The following is a 20816-nucleotide window of genomic DNA, read 5'->3' as shown; positions in this document are numbered from 1 at the left end:
GACCTCAGGGCAGTACACGCAGAAAACCCGGCACGGTGGCCGGGTTAAATACAGCAGGATTACGCTTCGACCGGCGCACGCCAGTCATCAGAGCCGGAGGTTCCGGCAACGGTGTGTTCCCAGTCAATTTTGCGGTAGGCCAGAGAGACCTCAATAAGCTGGGTGTAGTCCAGTTTCGCCGGGTCCTGGCAGTGTGGCATTTTGCAGTCGATGTCCACGATGGTGGCGTCGGTCAGGATGGTGGAGAAGAAGTGCTCCTGCTTACCTTCAACGGAGGTGCGATACCACTTCAGCGTGACGGTTGGCAGCATTTCACCGGAAGCCAGTGAGTTGTACATCAACGGTACAGCCTTGTTCAGTGCCACGGTGAACTTGAACGGTTTGTGTACACGCTGGCCGGACGGCTGACCGGACTGCGGGTCGGTTGGTACGGTGACGATGTGTTTAAATTCCTGTACCAGCATTTCGTCTTCGTGGCCCTGCACGTAGATGTTACCGACAGAATCAGAGGTGAACGCCCCTGCGGTGATGTTGCCTTGGGTTTTCCCTTCGATGCTGATATAGCATGGAGTTGGCATAGTAATGCTCCTTGTTGTTAAACGGGGTTAGTAACTTCACGTTCCGTATAGCAATCCGTATGCCAGTTTTTATCTTATTGTTTTTGCTATTAATTCTCTTAATTCAAATTTTTCCTAAGTCAAATTTGAGCAAGAAGTTGCGCAGACTTCGTGAAAAAACGGCATCCATTGCGCAAAAAGTGATTTGCACCAAAAAGTGAGCAAGAAGTTGCGCAGAATGCGCAGTTGTTCTGAAAGTTTGAATTAGCATCGTGAGGGGGCCGTCTTTTTGGCATTAATTAGCTATTGATCGAGGCGAAATGAAAGTTATTACCGATTAAAAAGACAAAAAATAATGATGATGATTAATTATGAATCGACTGATGGTATGGGTAATAAGAATGGGGTGGCGAAAATCGGGAGAAATAAGAGAGAGAATGTTTAGCGCTGGCTGCGTCATACCCGGTGGTTGGAAGTAGGTGATAGAACGATGGGGCAAGTGTTCCTTACCCCAACCGTATTTTGTGTAACGACGAGTCTATTTTTACGACGCATTAACCTTCCTGCATCGCCTTTTCGACTTCTTCCGCCAGAATCGCAATGCCGCGTTCAATTTTTTCCGGCTCCGGCACATAGTTCATGCGCATGCACTGATGAGCGTGTTGCCATTCCTGCTCCAGACCGGGGAAGAAATAGTGACCCGGCACCATGAGGACGCCGCGTTTTTTCAGGCGCTGGTATAGGATTTCTGTCGTGATGGGCAGGTCCTTAAACCACAGCCACAGGAAGATCGCCCCTTCTGGTTTATGAATCAGGCACTGCTCGGGTGACAGGTAGCGACGGATAATGGCGATAGTCTCTGTCACGCGCTGCTGGTAGAACGGGCGTATGACGTCATTAGATAAGCGCAGCAGATCGCCACGCTGAATCATCTCATGCGCCAGCGCCGGCCCGACCGCGCCTGGTGACAGACTAATGATGCCGTTCATGTTGCCGATTGCTGAAATTACCTTTTCATCTGCAATCACGATACCGCAGCGCGAACCGGGCAGACCCAGTTTGGACAGGCTCATGCACAGGATGATATTTGGATTCCACAGCGGCGTGGCATCACTGAAGATGATACCGGGGAAAGGCACGCCATAGGCGTTATCAATCAGCAGAGGAACCTTGTGCTGCTGCGCCAGAATATCCAGACGCATCAGCTCGTCGTCGGTCAGCACGTTACCGGTTGGGTTGGTTGGGCGGGATACGCAAACTAGCCCGATATCATCGGTAATCGACAGATGATCGAAATCGACGTGATATTTAAATTGTCCTTCAGGCAACAGTTCGATCTGTGGACGAACAGAAACGAACATGTCTTCGTCCAGCCCGGAATCCGAATAGCCGATATATTCCGGTGCCAGCGGAAACAGCACTTTTTTCAGACTACCATCGCTGTGGCGACCAGCAAACAGGTTAAATAAGTAGAAAAATGCACTCTGGCTGCCATTTGTCAGCGCAATGTTCTGTGGTCCAATCTGCCAGCCTAATTCACTACTCAGGAGTTCGGCTAACGCATTAAGCAGCGTATCCTTACCTTGCGGGCCGTCGTAGTTACACAGCGCTTCCGTTAATTTCCCTTGTTCCAGCATGTCCTGACACAGCTGCTGGAAGTAACTATCCATCTCTGGAATGTGCGCCGGATTGCCGCCCCCCAGCATGATGGCGCCTGGCGTACGCAGCCCTTCGTTCAGATCGTCCATTAATTGGGTGATGCCAGCGTGACGCGTGAATTTCTTGCCGAAAAGAGAAAAGTTCATAGTTTATTTATCAGTGATCGTACACAGGTTAGCGGCAACCATAGCGCTTGCGCTAATAGGGTGCAATGTGGTCAAAAAACAATCCGATAATTTTTTATCCTGTAATTGTTAATTATATCAGCATGAACTGCCAATGTTATCGTTATCGGAAAAATGCTTTTAGTCGGCATGCTTTATTTGGCTGAAACGATGTCAGCATTTACCGATCAACCTCTCGATTATTCTGCAATAACAGTATCTATTTCCAGATGATAAGTGATGTTAATCAGATAAATGACGCGATAATGCTGAATTTCTCTATCTGGTGATAGCTATCACATTCTGACCATCCGCTGATTTGTAGTCTTTAGCTCGCATTAGCTAAAACAATTCAGCAAAGAGGGATGGGTAACATGAAAAAATTACTGGCTATAGGCATTACACTGGCGCTGACATCATGGCAATTATCGGCGCAGACGTTTGTGCTGACAGATGCTGAAAGCAGTGTGGAAAAGGGAAATTGGCAAATTAGCAGTGATGCTCTGAAGATTAAGAATCAGCATTTCAGCATTGAACAAAAAGTCCTGCACGGTGGACGTCAGGAAGGCAGTAAAGTGATTACGATTACCAGCCAGGATGGACTGAAAATTGCTCTCAGCCCGACGCGAGGGATGAACTTACTGCATGCGGCAGGTAAAAACATTCGTTTGGGATGGGATTCGCCGGTTGATGAGGTCGTCAACCCGAATACCATTAATCTGGAAAGCCGTAATGGACTGGGCTGGCTGGAAGGTTTCAATGAGATGATGGTGCGCTGTGGTTTCGAGTGGACGGGGCACCCGGTTGTCAGCGATGGCATGATCTACACCCTGCACGGTCGTGCGGGTAATACACCGGCCTCAAAAGTGGTGGTGGAAGTCAGCGATAGCGCGCCGTATACCATTACGGTACGGGGTTTGCTGAAGGAAAACAGTTTTAAGAAGTCGAATCTGGAAACCTGGACCGAGCTGCGTTATGTCCCCGGCAGCGAGTCGTTTACCGTGCACGATGTACTGACCAATAAAGCCGACTACCCGCGCGACTATCAGATTATCTACCACAGCAATTTCGGTACGCCGATTCTTGAAGAAGGCGCGCGTTTCCTCGCGCCAGTAAAAGAGATTTCTCCGTTTAATGACCACGCCAAAGCGGGTCTGGCAACCTGGCAAACCTACAAGGGGCCGACAAAAGACTTTGATGAGATGGTGTTCAACATTACGCCGTATACGGATGCACAAGGTAAAACGCTGGCGGCGTTGGTAAACAAGGCGGGAGATAAAGGGGTGTCGATTGCTTTTGATACCCACCAACTGCCGCTGCTGACGCTGTGGAAAAATACGGATACGGAAAAACAGGGCTACGTCACGGGGATCGAGCCCGGCACCAACTACGCCTATCCGGTTACGATTGAACGTGAACAAGGGCGGGTCAAAAAACTACAGCCCGGACAGAGCACGACGTTTGAGCTGACGTACAGCCTGTTGAGTAGCGCGGATGCGGTACAGAAAACGGAGCAGAAAGTGAAAGCCATTCAGGGCGACAATAAAACCACGCTGACGGAAAAACCGATCGCCATCGAATAAACGCTATCTTGCCGACCACGAATTCGGGTGGTCGGCTATCCCACGTCATGGTTACGCTTCGTCATCATCACATAACGCCATAATTATCTTTTCTTATCCGTTTTTTCATTTTACGCGTACTTTGAGTCAGGTATTTGTTACGTATTTGATCAGGGGATGAGAATGTCGTTGAAAGATGCGCTGCTCGCGCTGTGTGTTGTGGTGTTATGGGGGGTGAATTTTGTCGTGATTAAAGTGGGGCTGAACGATATGCCGCCTTTTTTACTGGCAGGGCTACGTTTTTCGCTGGTGGCGCTCCCGGCTATTTTATTTGTGCCTTTCCCGCGTATTCCCCTGAAATGGCTGCTTGCCTATGGCATGACGATTAGCTTTGGTCAGTTTGGCTTCTTGTTTCTCGCTATCAAACTGGGTATGCCTGCGGGAATTGCGTCGCTGGTGTTACAGGCTCAGGCCTTTTTTACGCTGTTGGTCGGCGCAGTCTTGCTGTCGGAAAAGCTGCGCTGGAATCATGTTGTCGGCATTCTGGTTGCCGCAATAGGGATGGTGGTGCTGGCAGAAGGCCGCACAACGCTGCAAATGTCATCCGGAATGACCACTACCACGCTGCTGCTGACACTGGCGGCGGCGCTGTCATGGGCGGTGGGTAACATCACCAATAAAATTATCATGAGCAAAAATAACGATGTACGCATCATGTCGCTGGTGGTGTGGGGGGCATTAGTGCCTGTCGTGCCGTTTTTCATCAGTTCCTGGCTGTTTGAGGGCAAGGAGGTGATTGTTCACAGTTTAACGACCATCCAACTGCCGACGATTTTATCTCTGATGTATCTGGCGTTTGCGGCAACGATCATTGGCTATGGGATTTGGGGCAGCCTGCTGGCGCGCTATGAAACCTGGCGCGTGGCTCCCTTGTCGCTGCTGGTGCCGGTAGTTGGGTTGGTTAGCGCCGCCATATTCCTTGGTGAATCCCTCTCGCTATTACAAATCGTGGGTGCCGTGCTGATTATGGTTGGTCTGCTGGTCAATGTGTTTGGTGCGCGGCTGCATGCATGGCGGCCTGCGCGGCAATCGTAGCAGAACGTATTATCTTGCCAGAGAAAACAGCGCCCGGCGGGCGCTGTCGATCATCGTTATTCCCGCGCTTTCAGCGCCTGGCGCATCCCTTGCGCCAAAATATCGTTCAGATCGGCTGTCACCTGATCCACTAAACCTGACCGCTGGGTGAGGTCTTCCCCCCAGTGCGCGGTATCGGCAAGCACCTCGTTGACCAATTCATGCACGGTTAGATCGGTCCCCACGCGTGGCCACCGCTGGCGGTAACGGGTGAGCCACAGCTCATCATCCTGTAAAGGATAAGTCTCGCCCGCTCGTTCTCCGCGGTAGAAGGCAATCAGCGCGGCCAGCGCAAACGTCAACCGTGCCGGAAAGCGCCCGTCGCGGTGGCCTGCCAGCAACTGCGGCAGAATACGTGTGCGGAATTTAGTCATGCCATTGAGTGCGATGGAGAGCAACTGATGGCGAATATAGGGATTCTGAAAACGTCCGGTGACGGCATCGGCAAATTCACGCAACTCATTCGCCGGTAAATCCAGCACCGGGATGATTTCTTGATGTAGCGTATTTTCTACAAAGCGGCGCACATCGGCATCCTGCATGGCTTCACCTACCGTATCTAGCCCGCAGAGCCAGGCAACTGGAACCAGAGCGGTGTGTGCACCATTCAGAATCGCCACTTTACGTTCTTTATAGGGTCTGATGTCGTCAACAATGCGGATATTAAGCGGGCATTCTGCAAGTTTCAGTTCATCCGCTAGCCAGTTGGGGCCTTGAATGACAAAGAGGTAAAAATGTTCGGCGGTATCCAGAAAGGCATCGTGGTAGCCCAGTTTCTCTTCCAGCGCTGACGATTCTTCACGCGGGTATCCCGTTACGATTCTGTCCACGAGCGTGGAACAGAAGGTATTTGCCGTCTCAATCCAGTCGATAAACGCGGGTGAGAGCTGCCATTCCTGAGCATAGCGCAGAACCAGAGCTTTAAGCGCCTCACCGTTATAGTCGATCAGTTCGCAGGGGATGATGACCCAGCCTTTATCGCTCTCACCGTTAAAATGCGTAAAGCGTTCCAGCAACAGGCGTGTCAGCTTGGCAGGAAAACTGACTGGCGGCGTATCGTTGAGGCTGTCTCCAGCGTGATAGCTGATGCCCGCTTCCGTGGTGTTTGAAAAAACAAAGCGAATAGCGGCATTATGGGCCAGTGCCAGGTAATCGGCAAAATGCTGATACGGGTTAATCTCGTTATTTACCGAGCGGATCAGACGCGCATCGCTGACGGCCTCGCCCTGTTCGTTAAGCCCCCTAATGACCGTGGTGTAAAGCCCATCTTGCGTATTGAGCGACGGTGGAAAATCGGTATTAATGGGGCGCACAATCGTTACGCCCGCCTGAAGATCGGTCTTCTCATTCAGCACATCCAACTGCCAGTCCACAAAGGCGCGCAAGAAGTTACCTTCACCAAACTGAATCACTTTTGTTGGATAGCATGCGCCGGGAAAATCTTTCCGATTCAATGTCTTCATGATTATTCCCTCATCAAAATGTGATGACGCCTTTGATCAGCTCACGGTTGTTAATGACATCCTTTTCATAGATGTCAGCCAATGTGGCAAACGGATAACGGTGCGTCAGCATCATTTCTGCGGTGAGTTTGCCTTCAGACATTAGACGTCCCACTTTGGCGAAATCTTCCGGTGTGGCGTTACGGCTGCCCATCATCGTGGTTTCTTTCTTATGGAATTCGGGGTCGGAGAACTGCAAATCACCTTTAAACAGACCGACAAACACGATGCTGCCACCGTGGCGGATCAGGTTAATGGTGTTGTTCATCGCATGCTGGTTTCCCGTGGCATCAATCACTTTTTCAGCCAATGAACCACCAAATTCGGCGCGTAGCTGGGTCTCAAAGTCCTCGGCAGAGGGATCGACGACCGGCAGATTCAGGTTGGCAATGACGTGTTCGCGGCGGGCAGCGCTGGTATCCGCAACCACCACCTGAGCGCCGTCTGCTTTGGCGATGGCCGCTGCGCCGAGGCCAATGGGGCCGGCACCGACGACCAGCACCTGTTCGCCACGTTGCACTTTCGCCCGGCGAACAGCATGCGCGCTAATGGCATATGGCTCGATTAAGGCCGCCGCTTGTGGATCGATCCCTTCTGCAAGCAGTACGTTTGTGGCGGGTACCGCCAGATATTCGCTGAATCCGCCATCCTGATGTACGCCAATGACTGAAATTTTCTCGCAGCAGTTGGTACGGCCGCTCTTGCAGGCAGGGCATTGCTGACAGGCTACGTAGGGAATAACGGCAACCTGCTGGCCTTTTTTAAATTGATGTACATTTTTGCCTGTATCGACAACCTCACCACATATTTCGTGACCTAATACGCGTGGGTAGCTAAAAAAGGGTTGATTCCCTCCCCAGGCATGAATATCTGTTCCACAAATACCCACAGACTTAATTTTAATTAATGTTTCACTCTCACCCGGAATAGGTATTTCACGTTTTTTCCAGACAAGTTTTTTCGGTTCCTGGCAAATCAATGTATTCATTGTTGACATGATTTTTCTCTCCTGTTTTTTGTTTTTCCAGATATTGATGAAAAAAAATATTGATGAGAGACAGGAGCTGTAAATTGTGAATGCGGACTCATAAAAATGTTTTAAATCGGTTTTTAATGTGTGCAAAAAAGGAGATCTCTCATGAGCCGTTCACAAAATTTACGTCACAATGTTATTAATCAGATTATCGACGATATGGCTCGTGGTCATATTCCGTCGCCTCTACCGTCGCAAAATGCGCTGGCGGAGATGTATAACATCAGCCGCACGACGGTGCGTCATATTCTGGTTCACCTGCGTGACTGCGGTGTGCTTACACAGGTTGGCAGCGATTATGTGATTGCCCGAAAACCCGACCACGACGATGGGTTCACCTGCATTACCGCGCCGATGGATGAGCAAAACCGCATTTTCGAACAGGCATTTTTCACCATGATCAACCAGCGTCAGCTCCGTGTCGGTGAGGTCTTCTCAGAGTTACAGCTCGCGCGCGACGCGGGTGTCAGCCCGGTGGTAGTACGCGAGTATCTGTTAAAATTTGGGCGCTACAACCTGATTCAGAACGAAAAGCGCGGGCAGTGGAGCATGAAAGAGTTCGATCAGGCCTATGCGGAACAGCTCTTTGAATTGCGGGAAATGCTGGAGACGCATGCTCTGCAACATTTCCTCAATTTGCCGGACGACGATCCCCGTTGGCTACAGGCCAAAACCTTGCTGGAACGCCACCGTATGTTACGTGACAGCATTGGTAACAGCTTTCGCATGTTCTCGCAGCTTGACCGCAGCTTTCATGCGCTTTTACTCTCTGCTGCTGAAAATGTCTTTTTTGATCAGTCTCTTGAAATTATCTCCGTGATATTCCATTTCCACTACCAGTGGGATGAAAGCGATCTCAAACAGCGCAACATCATTGCGATTGACGAGCACATGACCATCCTCAGCGCGTTGATCTGCCGAAGCGATCTGGATGCCACGCTGGCACTACGTAACCATTTGGATTCCGCTAAACAATCGATGATTCGCTCAATTAATCAAACAGCGCGGGCTGACTATTAAAAACCGATTAAAAACCGGAAATCATTATCAAGAGCACGGTTTTATCAAAATAAAAACGCCTGAGAAATATCTCTTATCTATGCTCACGAGAAGTCGACTTTATTAATAAAAATTCGTGAGTGGTGATGACATGTTTCATTGCTTTCCGTTTAAAACCACTTTACTCAACCCAGCGTTGAGTAAAGATAAAATTATAATATCCAGGAGCCAGACGTGGAAAAGAATAATATAACGCTAGACCCGCGTTCTTCGTTTGATACCCGTTCTTCAGCACCGCCAGAGGGAATAATTCAACGCAGTAGTCGAATTAAACGTATTCAAACTACCGCAATGATTCTGTTATTTTTTGCTGCGGTGATTAATTACCTCGACCGAAGTTCTCTGTCGGTGGCTAACTTAACGATTCGTCAGGAATTGGGGCTAAGTGCGACAGAAATCGGGGCATTACTCTCCGTTTTCTCTCTTGCCTATGGGATTGCACAGCTCCCTTGTGGGCCGTTGCTGGATCGTAAAGGCCCGCGCATTATGCTGGGCCTTGGGATGTTTTTCTGGTCACTGTTTCAGGCGCTGTCTGGCATGGTACACAGCTTCACTCAGTTCGTACTGGTTCGTATTGGTATGGGAATTGGTGAAGCACCGATGAACCCATGCGGCGTGAAGGTGATCAACGACTGGTTTAACATCAAAGAACGTGGCCGTCCGATGGGATTTTTTAATGCGGCTTCAACCATTGGTGTTGCGATAAGTCCACCCATTCTGGCGGCGATGATGTTAGTTATGGGCTGGCGCGGCATGTTCATTACCATCGGCCTATTCGGCATTTTCCTCGCTATCGGCTGGTATATGTTGTATCGCAACCGTGAGCAGATTGAACTCACCGCGGATGAGCAGAATTACCTGAACGCGGGCAGTGTGAACGCTCGCCGCGATCCGTTGAGTTTTATTGAATGGCGCAGTCTGTTCCGTAACCGCACGATGTGGGGCATGATGCTGGGTTTTAGCGGCATCAACTATACCGCGTGGTTATATTTGGCCTGGCTGCCCGGCTATCTGCAAACGGCTTATAATCTGGATTTAAAAAGCACGGGTCTGATGGCGGCGATCCCTTTCCTGTTTGGTGCCGCCGGAATGCTGGTGAACGGCTATGTCACGGATTGGTTAGTGAAAAAAGGAATGGAGCCGATCAAGAGCCGTAAAATCTGCATCATTGCTGGAATGTTGTGCTCAGCGGCTTTTACTTTTGTGGTGCCACAGGCGACAACCTCAATCGAGGCGGTGTCACTGATTAGTATGGCGTTGTTCTGCATCCACTTTGCGGGAACATCGTGCTGGGGGCTGATCCATGTTGCCGTTGCGTCGCGTATGACGGCGTCGGTCGGCAGTATCCAAAACTTTGCTAGCTTCATCTGCGCATCATTCGCCCCGATTGTGACCGGCTTTATTGTGGATACCACGAATTCCTTCCGTCTGGCGCTGATCATCTGTGGTTGTGTGACGGTATTGGGTGCGCTGGCCTACGTCTTCCTTGTTCGTCAACCGATTAGCGATCCCCGTAAGGATTAGTTCTCCGCCGTCCCGCATCCTTATTTGTTCCTTTCTTTTGCGGGGCGGTTTTTTGTCACGTTGCTTTATGACGGTGCGTAGTGATCGTGCCAGGTCGCAAAGGTGGCACGACATGCTCGCAATTTCTCATGCCTTTCCTACGCTTTTTACTGCCGTTAGTGGGTCTGTTAAGCCACTGCCGTTTGTTGGCGCGGACTTTGCAAAACCTTGCCGAAAGGGTTAGTCATAAAATACGGTGAGTAATATCAACGGGGTAAAGGGGTCTTCATGAGAATAAAAAACGCGGTATTGGGATGCAGGACGTCAGGAAAATGGCTGCTGTCGATGAGCACGGTGGCGCTGCTGGTGACGGGGGCCGTGCAGGCGGCGTCGGCCCCTGCGGTGGAAGCGAAAAACGGCATGGTGGTCAGCTCGCAGCACCTGGCTTCGCAGATTGGCGTCGATATCATGAAAATGGGCGGCAATGCGATTGATGCCGCCGTGGCCGTTGGCTATGCGCAGGCGGTGGTGAACCCCTGCTGTGGCAATATCGGCGGCGGTGGATTTATGACGCTGCATCTGGCCGATGGGAAAGATACCTTTATCAATTTCCGTGAAACTGCACCCGCGGCGGCCAGTGCCAACATGTATCTGAACGCGGATGGGAGCGTGAAAAAGGATGCGAGCCTGTACGGCTATTTGGCCGCTGGCGTACCGGGAACGGTGCTGGGGCTGGATACTGCGCTGCAAAAATACGGCAAATTGACGCGCGAACAAGTAATGGCACCGGCGATTAAACTGGCGCGTGCAGGTTTTGAACTCACGCGTGCGGATACCGATATTCTGGATACCACCATCCAACGTTTCAAGGCCGACCCTGAGGCAGCCCGTATTTTCCTACGCCCTGACGGTAGCCCGTTGCAGCCGGGTGACAAACTGGTGCAAACCGATCTGGCGAATACGCTGGCGGCGATTGCCGCTAACGGGCCAGATGCCTTCTACAAGGGCACGATCCCACAGGCGGTGGAGAAAGCGGCGAAGCAGGGCGGTGGTATTCTGACAGCGGCTGATTTTGCCGACTACCGCATTACCGAAACGGCACCGGTGACCTGTAGCTATCGCGGCTATCAGTTTGTCTCTTCGCCGCCACCCAGTTCCGGTGGCGTCACAATGTGTGAAATTCTCAATATTGTCGAAGGCTATGATATTAAATCGACTGGCTTTAACTCGGCTGCCACCGTCCATGTGCTGACAGAAGCGATGCGCCACGCTTACATGGATCGCAACACGTACCTTGGTGATCCGGCGTTTGTCAGTAACCCTGTCGAACGCCTGTTGAGTAAGGATTACGCCGCTGAAATTCGTAAACAAATCGAACCGGAGAACGCGACGCCGTCCAAAAACGTTCAGCCGGGGATCGGCCCACATGAAAGACCGGAAACCACGCACTATTCGATTGTGGATAATCAGGGCAATGCCGTATCCACGACCTATACCGTGAACGGGCGTTTTGGGTCGGTGGTGATTGCGCCGGGTACGGGTTTCTTCCTCAATAACGAAATGGATGACTTTACCGTTAAAGTGGGCGAGAAAAACCTGTACGGGTTAGTGCAAGGGGAGCGTAATTCGATCGCCCCCGGTAAGCGCCCACTTTCGTCTATGAGCCCGTCACTGGTGACGAAAGACGGCAAAGTCTTCATGGTGCTCGGCTCGCCTGGTGGTTCGCGCATAATCACCATCACGCTGCAAACGGCGCTGAATATCATCGATCACGGTATGGCACCACAGGAAGCGGTCGACGCACCGCGTATCCATCACCAGTGGTTGCCGGATGAGGTGTATTACGAACAGCGCGGGCTGTCTGCCGATACGCTGAACCTGCTGAAGCAGCGCGGCTACAAAATGGTAGAGCAGACCCCTTGGGGAGCAGCGGAGCTGATTCTGGTCGGCTTACCGGGTGCGGCGGGCGTGACACCGGCAGATTCGGGTAATGACTCGGCGGTATCCGGTAAAGTGCGCGAAGGCTACCTGTATGGTGCCAATGATATCCGCCGCCCGGCGGGTGCAGCGATCGGGTATTGATTTGAACAAATGTCAGGGGAAGTGATTTGCTTGCCCTGACGTTCAGATCTGAATGATTAAGATAGTCGAAAAAGGCTCTACGATGATGCCGCTCAGTTCTGCAATTCGTAAACTTTGAACGTATTCCAAATATCAAGGCTGATCAGTTTGTTTTCCCCCGCACGACGGAAAAGGAAATCACTTCTGCGGTTGATAGCTTCTTCTTGCAGATCGCGAGGGATACGAATCAGGCCATTATCGATATGCGCCTTCACCGATGGGCTTCCTTTTATTATTACCGTGCCATTTTTGGTGATAATAAAATCAACGTCACCACCGCGTGTTGCATAATGCCCTACTGGTAAACCGGATACTGAGGAGGAAATATCATTCTCTGTGAGTGAGCGTAAATCATCTGCTTGTTGACACACTGAGTTGTCCCATATACGCGTATTGCAAGCCAGTTGTAATGCGTCTCGCGCGGCAAGATATTGTCCACTATTCCACAATGATCTGGCTGCCTCAGTACACATCTTTTCTGACAGCCCCGACCGACATGACTCAGTAAGCGTCTCGATCCATTCTGGATCTGATGGCTGTGGTATATCTCTATTCTCTGTATTTTCTGACATTTTACTTATGCTATTTTTGAAGAAAACGCGATTATCCCAAAATTGACAGGCCAAATAGAAGTTGTCTTGGCATAATTGCTTCAGTGTTTTTACATCACTTTCCGCGATTAACCAGGAACAAGCTTCCATATCGTCCCAACATTTTTTTCCTATTTCGCTTTTCGGTATCCCAATATTCTCTTTACAGCTCTTGCTTTCTGTTAGTGTGTATTCTTCATTAAAATCTTTAACTTCCTTTTCTTCGATTAACTCATATATTTCTGGTGGGTTTAGGGTGTCAATTGAGATTATATTAACTTTGCCACTGTCCAGAGTGTAATGTGATGTAATATATTCATTTTTATATTTCTTTTGTAATATTTCTGGGCTTATTACATAAGCTTTAACACCACTGTCATTGGTATAAATTCCGCATGTTAGCCCAGAGGAGGATTGCGCGAGGACAGGAAACGCGAGGAGAGTTATGATGAAAAGGAAAAATGTACGTAACTGCATGAACAAAGACATCGAATTTCACTCCATTGATGTGTGTATTTATTGCCGAGAGCACTTGGCAAGAGTGCAAATCATACTCGTATAACTCTTCAATGGCGAACTTATTCTTTTAATTCATCAGTAAAAATAAGGTAATAATGTTACTATCACCCGACTTTACTTCTGCAACAATATATTTATTGAAGAAGTCAATAAGGAGTTTCAGGTAAAAAGTAGAATGAATTTTTCCCTTTTATCTACACTGTTATAAACTTATTGGTACTCGTTTTTTATAATCTATTCATTGTTCGAATTAGGTAAAATATCAGTGTGCTACTGGTGTTATACCCCAAATAATTCGAGTTGCAGGAAGGCGGCAAGAGAGGGAGCCCCGATGAGCTTACTCAGGTAAGTGATTCGGGTGAGTGAACGCAGCCAACGCACCTGCGGCTTGAAGTATTACGGGTATAGAACGTGAACGCTATGAAATCCACTTTATTATCCCTAGGAATCCACTCGATTTTATAGCGTGATAATATGTAATGTGAACCTGCCATTTAGACTGTATTCCATCAAATATAGGATGGCAGCCCATAAAAATCGCTCTGTTGTCGCTGTTTTAAACTATCTTGGGTCCTTCCCATTCAAGATTTTCTCTCAAATTATCTGGAACGATTGAGAAAAGGTCTGAAAAACTTTTTAAGTGGTCGTTATAAAGCATACTGATCTTTGAGTTACAATTCTCATAGTAATATCGACAGTGATGATTTAAAAAATAAATATCATCATTTTTGAATTCCTCATGTGATAAAAGGATATAGAAGCCATGAATCAACTGCGTTTCATATACCGCAGATCGGTCTCTAATCTTGCGAAGAAAGCTTGATTGGGCCACCATACGCAAATGGGGTAGCGTTACTTGTAGTATATCGATGTAAATTTCATTTTTTTTCATTTTTATCCGTGGTATTTATCATATTAATACTCTGGTTAAAGTCAGATGATTTTATCAGAAAAATGATTTTTTTCAATAATCCATTTCAGCGGAGAGTCGACATGAAATTACATTTCCAACCTAAATAGTCATTTTTAACTATACTCAAAGTATGTCTCATTGTTCAGGTTTGGTGGTTTTATTTAGACCTTGTTGAGGGTGTTTTTATTAACTGCACTATTATAGATAATTTAATGAAATTTTTATTATTTGAATAATCCTGAGCCTGCCGCAGGCTCAGGATTATGATTTTTATATTATTATCATGTTATCTTAACCAAAATGGCAGTTCGTCAGGCCCCTGCTCATCATACTGTTCGAGGGGGCGGTTTTTATCTTCGATAAACCAAGGTAAATCAGAGATAACAGTTTTTACAGGAATGTAAGTGCCAAAGTCATGATAGAAAGATTCTGCCGATTTTATGGCATTATGAAAATTTTTAAAGTGTTCTGAAAAAATGGTTGCTAAGTTATCTTTATCAAGACATAAGGTTGATAATTTAATATCCCCATCAATGTCTTCCCAGTTTATTTCTGTGGGTAAAGTACGACTAAATAGCGCTTCTACCTGAAGTGCTTGCTCAGAGGCAAGGTAGAGATCATCTTTTTCCAAGTAGCGGCGATAAAGTTCATCAGTCAACAGATTGGTACTCATCGCTGAAGCGAACTGCGCTATGCATTGGAAAAAAATATACATATCAAGAGATGTACCGCACTCGTAGACAGTATGCCCACCATGGAATCCTACGTTTTTCATTTCGTCATGAATCCTATATCTGTTGCGCTAAGTATGTTATTTGATTTAGTGACAATTTCTTTGATGATCGCACTTTTTTGGGCATCAGTCACAGTTTGTCCCCTTATATAAATAATAACTTCCTGCCTCATACCCGCAGGTAAATTCGCCTTACGTTCAATGGCTTGTTTTGATCTGATGTTAATCAGACCATTCTGGTTAGTAGCCAGATTATAATTTTTTAACTTTCCACCAATAAGAAATTGAGAATTTTCCATCACTCCAGTGACGTTTGGGATACGAAAGTGACTCTATTTTATAAGATTTATTTATATTTTGTTTGTTGTATTATTCACAAATATTTACTTATTCATCAGGCATAAAATAAATATTAAGGGCGCACTCTAGATCTAAATCTGCTAATGCCTTCATTTGCTCTGGCCAAAGAACGGGGCCGCCATCACCATATGCAGACCACCATACACATCTTAGTGACATTTTTACGCCAGAAGTGATTTGCAACTCGCGTAATCCAGAATGAGAAGCGCTGAGCTTATCGATAATCCAGTCAATATGTGCTCTTAAATCTTTCGACTCGACATTGTTTTCAGATGAAAGAAACCATGATGATATATTTACCTTTCGTGTTCGTCCAATAGAATTGGTTATTTCATCTCCAGCTGCAAATATTTCTGTTGGCTCGATATTTAGTAATTTACTAATTTTATCAGGGTGCATTTCACCAGGATAGATTGCTAGTAATGCATGACATTCTAGGCATGTTTGAAAGTCGTGGGCTACAGTGTTTAATCTTGACTGGATAGAGTTCATTATAAGAAATCGCCGATATTCCCAATTATTATACCAGTATGATCAATATATTCTCTCATGAAAATCATACTAAAGATAATGTATTCATTTTTCTACTAGCGGCCCACAAGAGCCGCTCTGCCTGATCTAGTTTGGCTTTTTATCAATCAATCCTAATAGTTGCATATCATAGAGAAGATCTGATTTTTCTTCCTCGGTGATCTCCTCTAACAACTGTTCAAGAGGATGTTCAACGAGAATTTTTTCTATCATATCTCTATGGTATTTTTCGGTTATTTCTGGCCCTCTTCCTGCAATCATAATTAAAGATAAAACCTCAAGCATTAAATTTTCAATGGGGAAATCATAAGCTCCCTCTGCTTGATCATAGGCATAGCCACCTTCCGATTCATTTTCAACCCATACATTGCCAGTCATATTGTAAGAGTGAATTTTGTGTCTGCAATATATGTAATAGCACTCTAAAAAACTTTCTCTAATCTCATTAGAGTTAATACGTTCCTCGTTCACTTTCTTCCTCCTGGTTTCAATATAACATCATTGTTATCCAATACATGTATTTCTATATTAGGATACTTTTTCTGAAACTGTTCAATAACACCTAAACAACTTTCACAGGCTGCCCGTTCTGTGAATATGGTTACACTGCCTTTTGCTGAAATATTGCTTCCTAATCTATCGGCTAAATTATCTAGTATTTTGTATTCTGAATCAGTATTTCTAGATATTTTTGTGCCCTCACTGTTCTCTATCACCTGATAGGTGAAATTCTGTTTTCCTGAGCCGACAAAACCTTGCTCAGCTTTGTCTATACGGCTATGCCCGCTAAGGTTTTCGGCATCCCTGGTATATTAATTTCTGCAATAGCTACATTCCCACTAGTTCTAGGATTGCGAGATAATGGTGCCCTCAAATCTATAATTTGCTGCCTAAAACCTGCCGCTTGTTGTATGGTTTTTTCATTAACCAGATAACTTTTCCATCCTGCGGTTGGCGTCACGAGGCTTTTTGACAGGTACTGATTACCGACGCCTGCCTTTCCCATGCCCGCAAATGTACTCGCTATCGAAATACCAAAACCTAAAGTTTATTTGGCCTCAAGATGAGGCCTATTAATTTTGGCTAGTAGCGGCCCACAAGGGCCGCTCTGTCTGAATTATTTAGGTTTTTTTTCAATCAATCCTAGTAGTTGCATGTCATAAAGTAAGTCTTTCTTCTCATCTTCTCCAATATCTTTAATCAGTTCTTCCAGAGAGTTTTCCGCAAGTATATCAGTAATGAATTTTCGTAGGTTAGACTCTACATCTTTCAGTCCTCTACCTGCTTTAAGTATTAGTGTGAGTACATTAAGCATGAGGTTTTCTATAGGTCGTTCGAATGCATTTTCATATTGATAGTAAGCATAAGCTATTTCTTCGCCACTATATCCCCATTTTTCTCCGGTTTTTTTGTATGTATCTAATTTGCTTCTACAGCAGCTGTAAAAACAGTCTAAAAATTCAGCTTTTAATTCATAATACGTTATGCGGTCTTCCATTAATTTTTTCTCCGAGGGATAAGCATTACATCATTGTTATCGAGGATTTCTATTTTGATATTTGGATATTTTTTCTGAAACTGATCCACTACGCCTAGGCAGCTTTCGCACGCAGCTCGCTCTGTGAAGATTGTCACTGCCCCTTTAGCATCTGTGTTTTTTCCTAATTTGTCAGCTAGATTGTCCAATATCTTGTATTCTGAATCAGAGTTTCTTGATATTTTATCTCCCGCCTTATTTGGCAAAATCATATGAGTAAAGTTGCTCTGACTACCTTTTCCTACAAAACTTTTTTCCCCAATGTCAATCTTACTGTGTGCCGCCATGGATTTTGGCATGTCGGGTATATCAATTTGTGCCACGGCCACATTACCTGTGTCACGTGAAAATGGTGCTCTTGCGTCCAGCACCTGCTGCCTAAAACCTGCCGCTTGTTGTATGGTCTTTTCATTAACCAGATAACTTTTCCAGCCTGCGGTTGGCGTCACGAGGCTTTTTGACAGGTACTGATTACCGACGCCTGCCTTTCCCATGCCCGCAAATGTACTCGCTATCGAAATACCAAAACCCAGATTTATTGGATATTTTTTAGTTTAAATATTAGATAAATTTATTAATTTTTAGAGTGGTGGCCCACAAGGGCCGCTCTGTCTGTGCTATTATTATTTTTTTTCAATCAAACCAAGTAGTTGCATGTCATAGAGAAGATCTGATTTTTCTTCCTCGGTGATCTCCTCTAACAACTGTTCAAGAGGATGTTCAACGAAAATTTTTTCTATCATCTCTCTATGGTATCTTTCGGTTATTTCTGGCCCTCTTCCCGCAATCATAATATTTAATTAAAAATGATTCTTTTATTTCTTTGTAATCAATGCGTTCCATTTTCTAATTCCTTCTCCTGGGGGTAAGTCTTACACCATTATTATCCAAAACGTCAACTTTAATTCCAGGGTATTTTTTCTGAAACTGTTCAATAACACCTAAAAAACTATCACATACCGGTTTTTCAGTGAAGGCAGTGTTATTATTGAGCTTGGTGACTGTCTGGACGAACTCTTTTGATAAATGGCATTTACACCGAATGGTGAACAGACTTGTAATTTAAATGATATCAATTACTTATAGGTTGATTTTTTTTGATATTCATATTTACTCCACATGATTATGGATTGTTTTTAACTATTAATAACATCCATGAATTAAACATCATGGATGTTATCTTAATTACTCTTAATCTCTTATTTTGGACCTTCCCACTGGAGCTTCGACTTCATTTCCTGTGGAACCATTTCAAAAAGAGATGATATAAGTTCTTTTTGACCGCTATAAGCTATTGAAATATCATCGCTACAATTTTCAATATAGTATCTTGCCTGATTGTTTAGAAAGTAAATATCGTGATCTTCAAAGTCTGGCGTCAAGATAGTATAAACTAAATTATGGACAAGTTCCGCCTCATGATAGCATGATAAATCAGATGATTTTTTATGTTGTTGCATATTTCTGATATAAGGAATGGAAAGCAACAACATTTTTATATATATTTCGTTCTTTTTTAATTTGTTCATAAATGATATTGTCCCTCTATTGATTAGTACCTGATTTTAAATAAGTAAATTTATCATTACTATATTTTCTTGATGTTATTCTTCAGGGAATAAATAAATATCAAAAGCACATTCCAGATCTAAATCAGCTAATGCTTTCATCTGCTCTGGCCATAGCACAGGGCCGCTGTGACCGGTTGCCGACCACCATACACAGCTAAGTGTCATTTTAATACCAGGTATATTTTGTAGTTTTTTTAGACCCTCACGGCAAGCATCAAGCTTAGCGATAATCCAATCAATATGATCTCTTAGATCTTTTGAAGAAATGAAGTCTTCGGATGAAAGAAACCATCCTGATGTTTTTACTTCACGGGTTCGACCTAAACTGTTTGTTTTTCTATCACCAATGATGTTTTTCTGCGTCGGTTCAATATTGAGGATCGCGCTAACTTCATCAGGGTGCATCTCACCAGGATAAATCAGCAACTTTGCGCGACACTCCAAACATGTCTCATAGTTCGAATTTGGCGGTGTGATTCTTGAATTAATAGTGTTCATGGTAAGTAATCCTCAATATTACCAATTATTTTACCCGCTTTATCAATATAATTTCCATTGTCTAATATTCACCTATGAAAGTTGTGTTATAAACAGTGGTTTAAGCTAATAATAAATTTCTCCCATGAAGTTTCTATCAGAAGAAATTATATTGAATTAGCCTACTATGACCTCATTTAAACCAGAATGAACGACTGACATTTCAAACAAGTTTTTATTCATGTCTATACCCATGCAACTTCAAGTTGCATGGGAGTTGGCTGCGCTCGTTCACCCGAATCACTTACCTGAGTAAGCTCATCGGGATTCCTTCTCTTACCGCCTTCCTGAAACTCAAATTATTTAGGGTATTTGTAAGGCGAAAATTAGTCATGATGTTTAATTTTTTATACAATAAATTATAAAAACTCCGGTGCTTTGACCGGAGTTTTAATTTAACCTTTACATCGACTGAGTGCCAGCCTTAACCCTGCTCCGATTTCAAATGGAGGACTATCTATAGATAAAATGACGCTGTCGCTATCTTTAATCCCCGACCCTCCCCATGCCTCTAGTTTTTCATGACGAGTCGGGGATATTGTTATTTTACTATTAACACAATGTACGCCACAGTTTTTCATTTTTATAAACAAGGATTTTTTTGTTTTATATCCATATTTCTCCATCAACATAGCTACCCATGCTGCGTACTGAGCTTTGCCTTTTTCAATGTCAAAAAACGCAATACGCTCCTCAAGATTGCTTAATGTTCGGCTATCTGACAATGCTTGTAGGACGATTTCACCAATCGTTTCATCATTTTCATCTGGCGGTAATAGATAAGGCGGAAAAAGAGGGTCCGCTCTTACTAGCCCAAGCCCAGAGTAAGTTTCTATACTAAGAAAATCTGTAGTGCAGTAAACACTCGCCCAATAGTCTTGATCTTGGTTAAATTTCATTATTTCACCTGAGTTACCTTAACAGCTACACCCTGGCTCTTACCATAGTCAATGGCTCTATTGATTTCTACCCATTGAGCTGAAGTAGTATTAGCTGGCACCGCTAAGTGAATTTCTCTGTTTGAAATCATTGATGAGTTTAGCCGTTGGCCTGAGAGAACATATTCTTTAAACCCTGCGGCTGTATCAATATTTACTTTGATTGAACTATAAACCTGATTAGGACTAGCAAGTTTTGCCAGTGTCTGGGTATCCATTGTTTTTGCACTTATTGCTGTTTTAGTTGTCCCATCATAATAATCAAATGTCTTAAAATTTTTTGGTAAACGTGT

At 45.3% G+C, this 20816-nt stretch carries 21 protein-coding genes; 5 read left to right on the top strand and 16 right to left on the bottom strand.

Annotated features, from left to right (window positions below):
- Positions 1-59 precede the first annotated feature (59 nt).
- Both EDI29_RS21485 and EDI29_RS21480 read right to left on the bottom strand, forming a co-directional pair.
- Positions 60-578: an Hcp family type VI secretion system effector gene (locus tag EDI29_RS21485; RefSeq protein WP_137742503.1), complete on the bottom strand. Its 519-nt coding sequence runs from the start codon at positions 576-578 to the stop codon at positions 60-62.
- A 533-nt stretch (positions 579-1111) separates the two neighbouring features.
- A complete protein-coding gene (locus tag EDI29_RS21480; protein ID WP_137742502.1) occupies positions 1112-2362 on the bottom strand; it encodes a valine--pyruvate transaminase in 1251 nt (416 codons plus the stop codon).
- Between the two features lie 392 nt (positions 2363-2754).
- Between EDI29_RS21480 and EDI29_RS21475 the strand changes: the two genes are divergently transcribed.
- Both EDI29_RS21475 and EDI29_RS21470 read left to right on the top strand, forming a co-directional pair.
- Positions 2755-3963 (top strand): aldose 1-epimerase family protein, encoded by a 1209-nt coding sequence (locus EDI29_RS21475; RefSeq protein WP_137742501.1) that lies wholly within the window; start codon positions 2755-2757, stop codon positions 3961-3963.
- Positions 3964-4125: 162 nt separating this feature from the next.
- Positions 4126-5037 (top strand): EamA family transporter, encoded by a 912-nt coding sequence (locus EDI29_RS21470; RefSeq protein ID WP_137742500.1) that lies wholly within the window; start codon positions 4126-4128, stop codon positions 5035-5037.
- Between the two features lie 56 nt (positions 5038-5093).
- Here EDI29_RS21470 and EDI29_RS21465 read toward each other — a convergent pair whose 3' ends face one another.
- Positions 5094-6539: a tagaturonate reductase gene (locus EDI29_RS21465; protein WP_137742499.1), complete on the bottom strand. Its 1446-nt coding sequence runs from the start codon at positions 6537-6539 to the stop codon at positions 5094-5096.
- A 13-nt stretch (positions 6540-6552) separates the two neighbouring features.
- Positions 6553-7575: a zinc-binding alcohol dehydrogenase family protein gene (locus tag EDI29_RS21460; RefSeq protein WP_137742498.1), complete on the bottom strand. Its 1023-nt coding sequence runs from the start codon at positions 7573-7575 to the stop codon at positions 6553-6555.
- A 141-nt stretch (positions 7576-7716) separates the two neighbouring features.
- Between EDI29_RS21460 and EDI29_RS21455 the strand changes: the two genes are divergently transcribed.
- The 3 genes from EDI29_RS21455 to ggt all read left to right on the top strand — a co-directional run bounded on the left by EDI29_RS21455 (position 7717) and on the right by ggt (position 12255).
- The gene (locus EDI29_RS21455) at positions 7717-8631 is read left to right on the top strand and encodes a GntR family transcriptional regulator (protein WP_137742497.1); all 915 of its coding nucleotides are present in this window, start codon (positions 7717-7719) and stop codon (positions 8629-8631) included.
- A 213-nt stretch (positions 8632-8844) separates the two neighbouring features.
- Positions 8845-10194 (top strand): MFS transporter, encoded by a 1350-nt coding sequence (locus EDI29_RS21450; protein WP_103943619.1) that lies wholly within the window; start codon positions 8845-8847, stop codon positions 10192-10194.
- 324 nt (positions 10195-10518) lie between these two features.
- Positions 10519-12255, top strand: coding sequence for a gamma-glutamyltransferase (gene ggt, locus EDI29_RS21445; RefSeq protein ID WP_137742511.1), 1737 nt, complete (start codon positions 10519-10521; stop codon positions 12253-12255).
- A 92-nt stretch (positions 12256-12347) separates the two neighbouring features.
- On the opposite strand, the gene EDI29_RS21440 is transcribed toward ggt, so the two are convergent.
- From EDI29_RS21440 to EDI29_RS21375, 12 genes are all read right to left on the bottom strand, one after another.
- Positions 12348-13373 (bottom strand): hypothetical protein, encoded by a 1026-nt coding sequence (locus tag EDI29_RS21440; protein WP_137742496.1) that lies wholly within the window; start codon positions 13371-13373, stop codon positions 12348-12350.
- A 1229-nt stretch (positions 13374-14602) separates the two neighbouring features.
- Positions 14603-15091 (bottom strand): hypothetical protein, encoded by a 489-nt coding sequence (locus tag EDI29_RS21430; protein WP_137742494.1) that lies wholly within the window; start codon positions 15089-15091, stop codon positions 14603-14605.
- Positions 15088-15348, bottom strand: a complete 261-nt coding sequence (locus tag EDI29_RS21425; RefSeq protein WP_137742493.1) for a hypothetical protein — start codon at positions 15346-15348, stop codon at positions 15088-15090. The genes EDI29_RS21430 and EDI29_RS21425 overlap by 4 nt, the downstream gene beginning before the upstream one ends.
- 88 nt (positions 15349-15436) lie before the next feature.
- Positions 15437-15901: a DUF4279 domain-containing protein gene (locus EDI29_RS21420; RefSeq protein ID WP_137742492.1), complete on the bottom strand. Its 465-nt coding sequence runs from the start codon at positions 15899-15901 to the stop codon at positions 15437-15439.
- Positions 15902-16027: 126 nt separating this feature from the next.
- Positions 16028-16411, bottom strand: coding sequence for an Imm2 family immunity protein (gene imm2, locus EDI29_RS21415; RefSeq protein ID WP_137742491.1), 384 nt, complete (start codon positions 16409-16411; stop codon positions 16028-16030).
- Complete coding sequence (locus EDI29_RS22910) at positions 16408-16656, bottom strand: deaminase domain-containing protein (protein WP_206664374.1); 249 nt, start codon at positions 16654-16656, stop codon at positions 16408-16410. Before EDI29_RS22910 ends, imm2 begins: the two co-directional genes overlap by 4 nt.
- A 401-nt stretch (positions 16657-17057) precedes the next feature.
- Positions 17058-17438, bottom strand: coding sequence for a hypothetical protein (locus tag EDI29_RS21405; RefSeq protein ID WP_137742490.1), 381 nt, complete (start codon positions 17436-17438; stop codon positions 17058-17060).
- On the bottom strand, positions 17438-17971 hold the full coding sequence (locus tag EDI29_RS21400; protein ID WP_137742489.1) for a deaminase domain-containing protein: 534 nt from the start codon (positions 17969-17971) through the stop codon (positions 17438-17440). Before EDI29_RS21400 ends, EDI29_RS21405 begins: the two co-directional genes overlap by 1 nt.
- Positions 17972-18676: 705 nt before the next feature.
- Positions 18677-19006 carry a zinc ABC transporter substrate-binding protein gene (locus EDI29_RS21390; RefSeq protein WP_137742488.1) on the bottom strand — a complete coding sequence of 110 codons (330 nt, stop codon included), beginning with the start codon at positions 19004-19006 and terminating at the stop codon, positions 18677-18679.
- 75 nt (positions 19007-19081) lie between these two features.
- A complete protein-coding gene (locus EDI29_RS21385; RefSeq protein WP_137742487.1) occupies positions 19082-19546 on the bottom strand; it encodes a DUF4279 domain-containing protein in 465 nt (154 codons plus the stop codon).
- Positions 19547-19980: 434 nt separating this feature from the next.
- On the bottom strand, positions 19981-20484 hold the full coding sequence (locus EDI29_RS21380) for a contact-dependent growth inhibition system immunity protein (protein ID WP_137742486.1): 504 nt from the start codon (positions 20482-20484) through the stop codon (positions 19981-19983).
- Positions 20484-20816: endonuclease toxin domain-containing protein (locus EDI29_RS21375; RefSeq protein WP_479681149.1), on the bottom strand; the 333-nt coding region annotated here is incomplete at its 5' end. The genes EDI29_RS21380 and EDI29_RS21375, both read right to left, overlap by 1 nt.

The sequence above is a fragment of the Pectobacterium polonicum genome (assembly GCF_005497185.1).
Classification (GTDB): Bacteria; Pseudomonadota; Gammaproteobacteria; order Enterobacterales; family Enterobacteriaceae; genus Pectobacterium; species Pectobacterium polonicum.
This window is presented reverse-complemented; position numbering and strand designations above follow the sequence as displayed.

What these genes read in the sequence shown, in the direction of transcription:
- EDI29_RS21485 (WP_137742503.1), bottom strand. Translation starts at nt 578, where the DNA reads ATGCCAACTCCATGCTATATCAGCATCGAAGGGAAAACCCAAGGCAAC.
- EDI29_RS21480 (WP_137742502.1), bottom strand. Translation starts at nt 2,362, where the DNA reads ATGAACTTTTCTCTTTTCGGCAAGAAATTCACGCGTCACGCTGGCATC.
- EDI29_RS21475 (WP_137742501.1), top strand. Translation starts at nt 2,755, where the DNA reads ATGAAAAAATTACTGGCTATAGGCATTACACTGGCGCTGACATCATGG.
- EDI29_RS21470 (WP_137742500.1), top strand. Translation starts at nt 4,126, where the DNA reads ATGTCGTTGAAAGATGCGCTGCTCGCGCTGTGTGTTGTGGTGTTATGG.
- EDI29_RS21465 (WP_137742499.1), bottom strand. Translation starts at nt 6,539, where the DNA reads ATGAAGACATTGAATCGGAAAGATTTTCCCGGCGCATGCTATCCAACA.
- EDI29_RS21460 (WP_137742498.1), bottom strand. Translation starts at nt 7,575, where the DNA reads ATGTCAACAATGAATACATTGATTTGCCAGGAACCGAAAAAACTTGTC.
- EDI29_RS21455 (WP_137742497.1), top strand. Translation starts at nt 7,717, where the DNA reads ATGAGCCGTTCACAAAATTTACGTCACAATGTTATTAATCAGATTATC.
- ggt (WP_137742511.1), top strand. Translation starts at nt 10,519, where the DNA reads ATGAGCACGGTGGCGCTGCTGGTGACGGGGGCCGTGCAGGCGGCGTCG.
- EDI29_RS21440 (WP_137742496.1), bottom strand. Translation starts at nt 13,373, where the DNA reads ATGTCTTTGTTCATGCAGTTACGTACATTTTTCCTTTTCATCATAACT.
- EDI29_RS21430 (WP_137742494.1), bottom strand. Translation starts at nt 15,091, where the DNA reads ATGAAAAACGTAGGATTCCATGGTGGGCATACTGTCTACGAGTGCGGT.
- EDI29_RS21425 (WP_137742493.1), bottom strand. Translation starts at nt 15,348, where the DNA reads ATGGAAAATTCTCAATTTCTTATTGGTGGAAAGTTAAAAAATTATAAT.
- EDI29_RS21420 (WP_137742492.1), bottom strand. Translation starts at nt 15,901, where the DNA reads ATGAACTCTATCCAGTCAAGATTAAACACTGTAGCCCACGACTTTCAA.
- EDI29_RS21405 (WP_137742490.1), bottom strand. Translation starts at nt 17,438, where the DNA reads ATGGAAGACCGCATAACGTATTATGAATTAAAAGCTGAATTTTTAGAC.
- EDI29_RS21400 (WP_137742489.1), bottom strand. Translation starts at nt 17,971, where the DNA reads ATGGGAAAGGCAGGCGTCGGTAATCAGTACCTGTCAAAAAGCCTCGTG.
- EDI29_RS21390 (WP_137742488.1), bottom strand. Translation starts at nt 19,006, where the DNA reads ATGAACAAATTAAAAAAGAACGAAATATATATAAAAATGTTGTTGCTT.
- EDI29_RS21385 (WP_137742487.1), bottom strand. Translation starts at nt 19,546, where the DNA reads ATGAACACTATTAATTCAAGAATCACACCGCCAAATTCGAACTATGAG.
- EDI29_RS21380 (WP_137742486.1), bottom strand. Translation starts at nt 20,484, where the DNA reads ATGAAATTTAACCAAGATCAAGACTATTGGGCGAGTGTTTACTGCACT.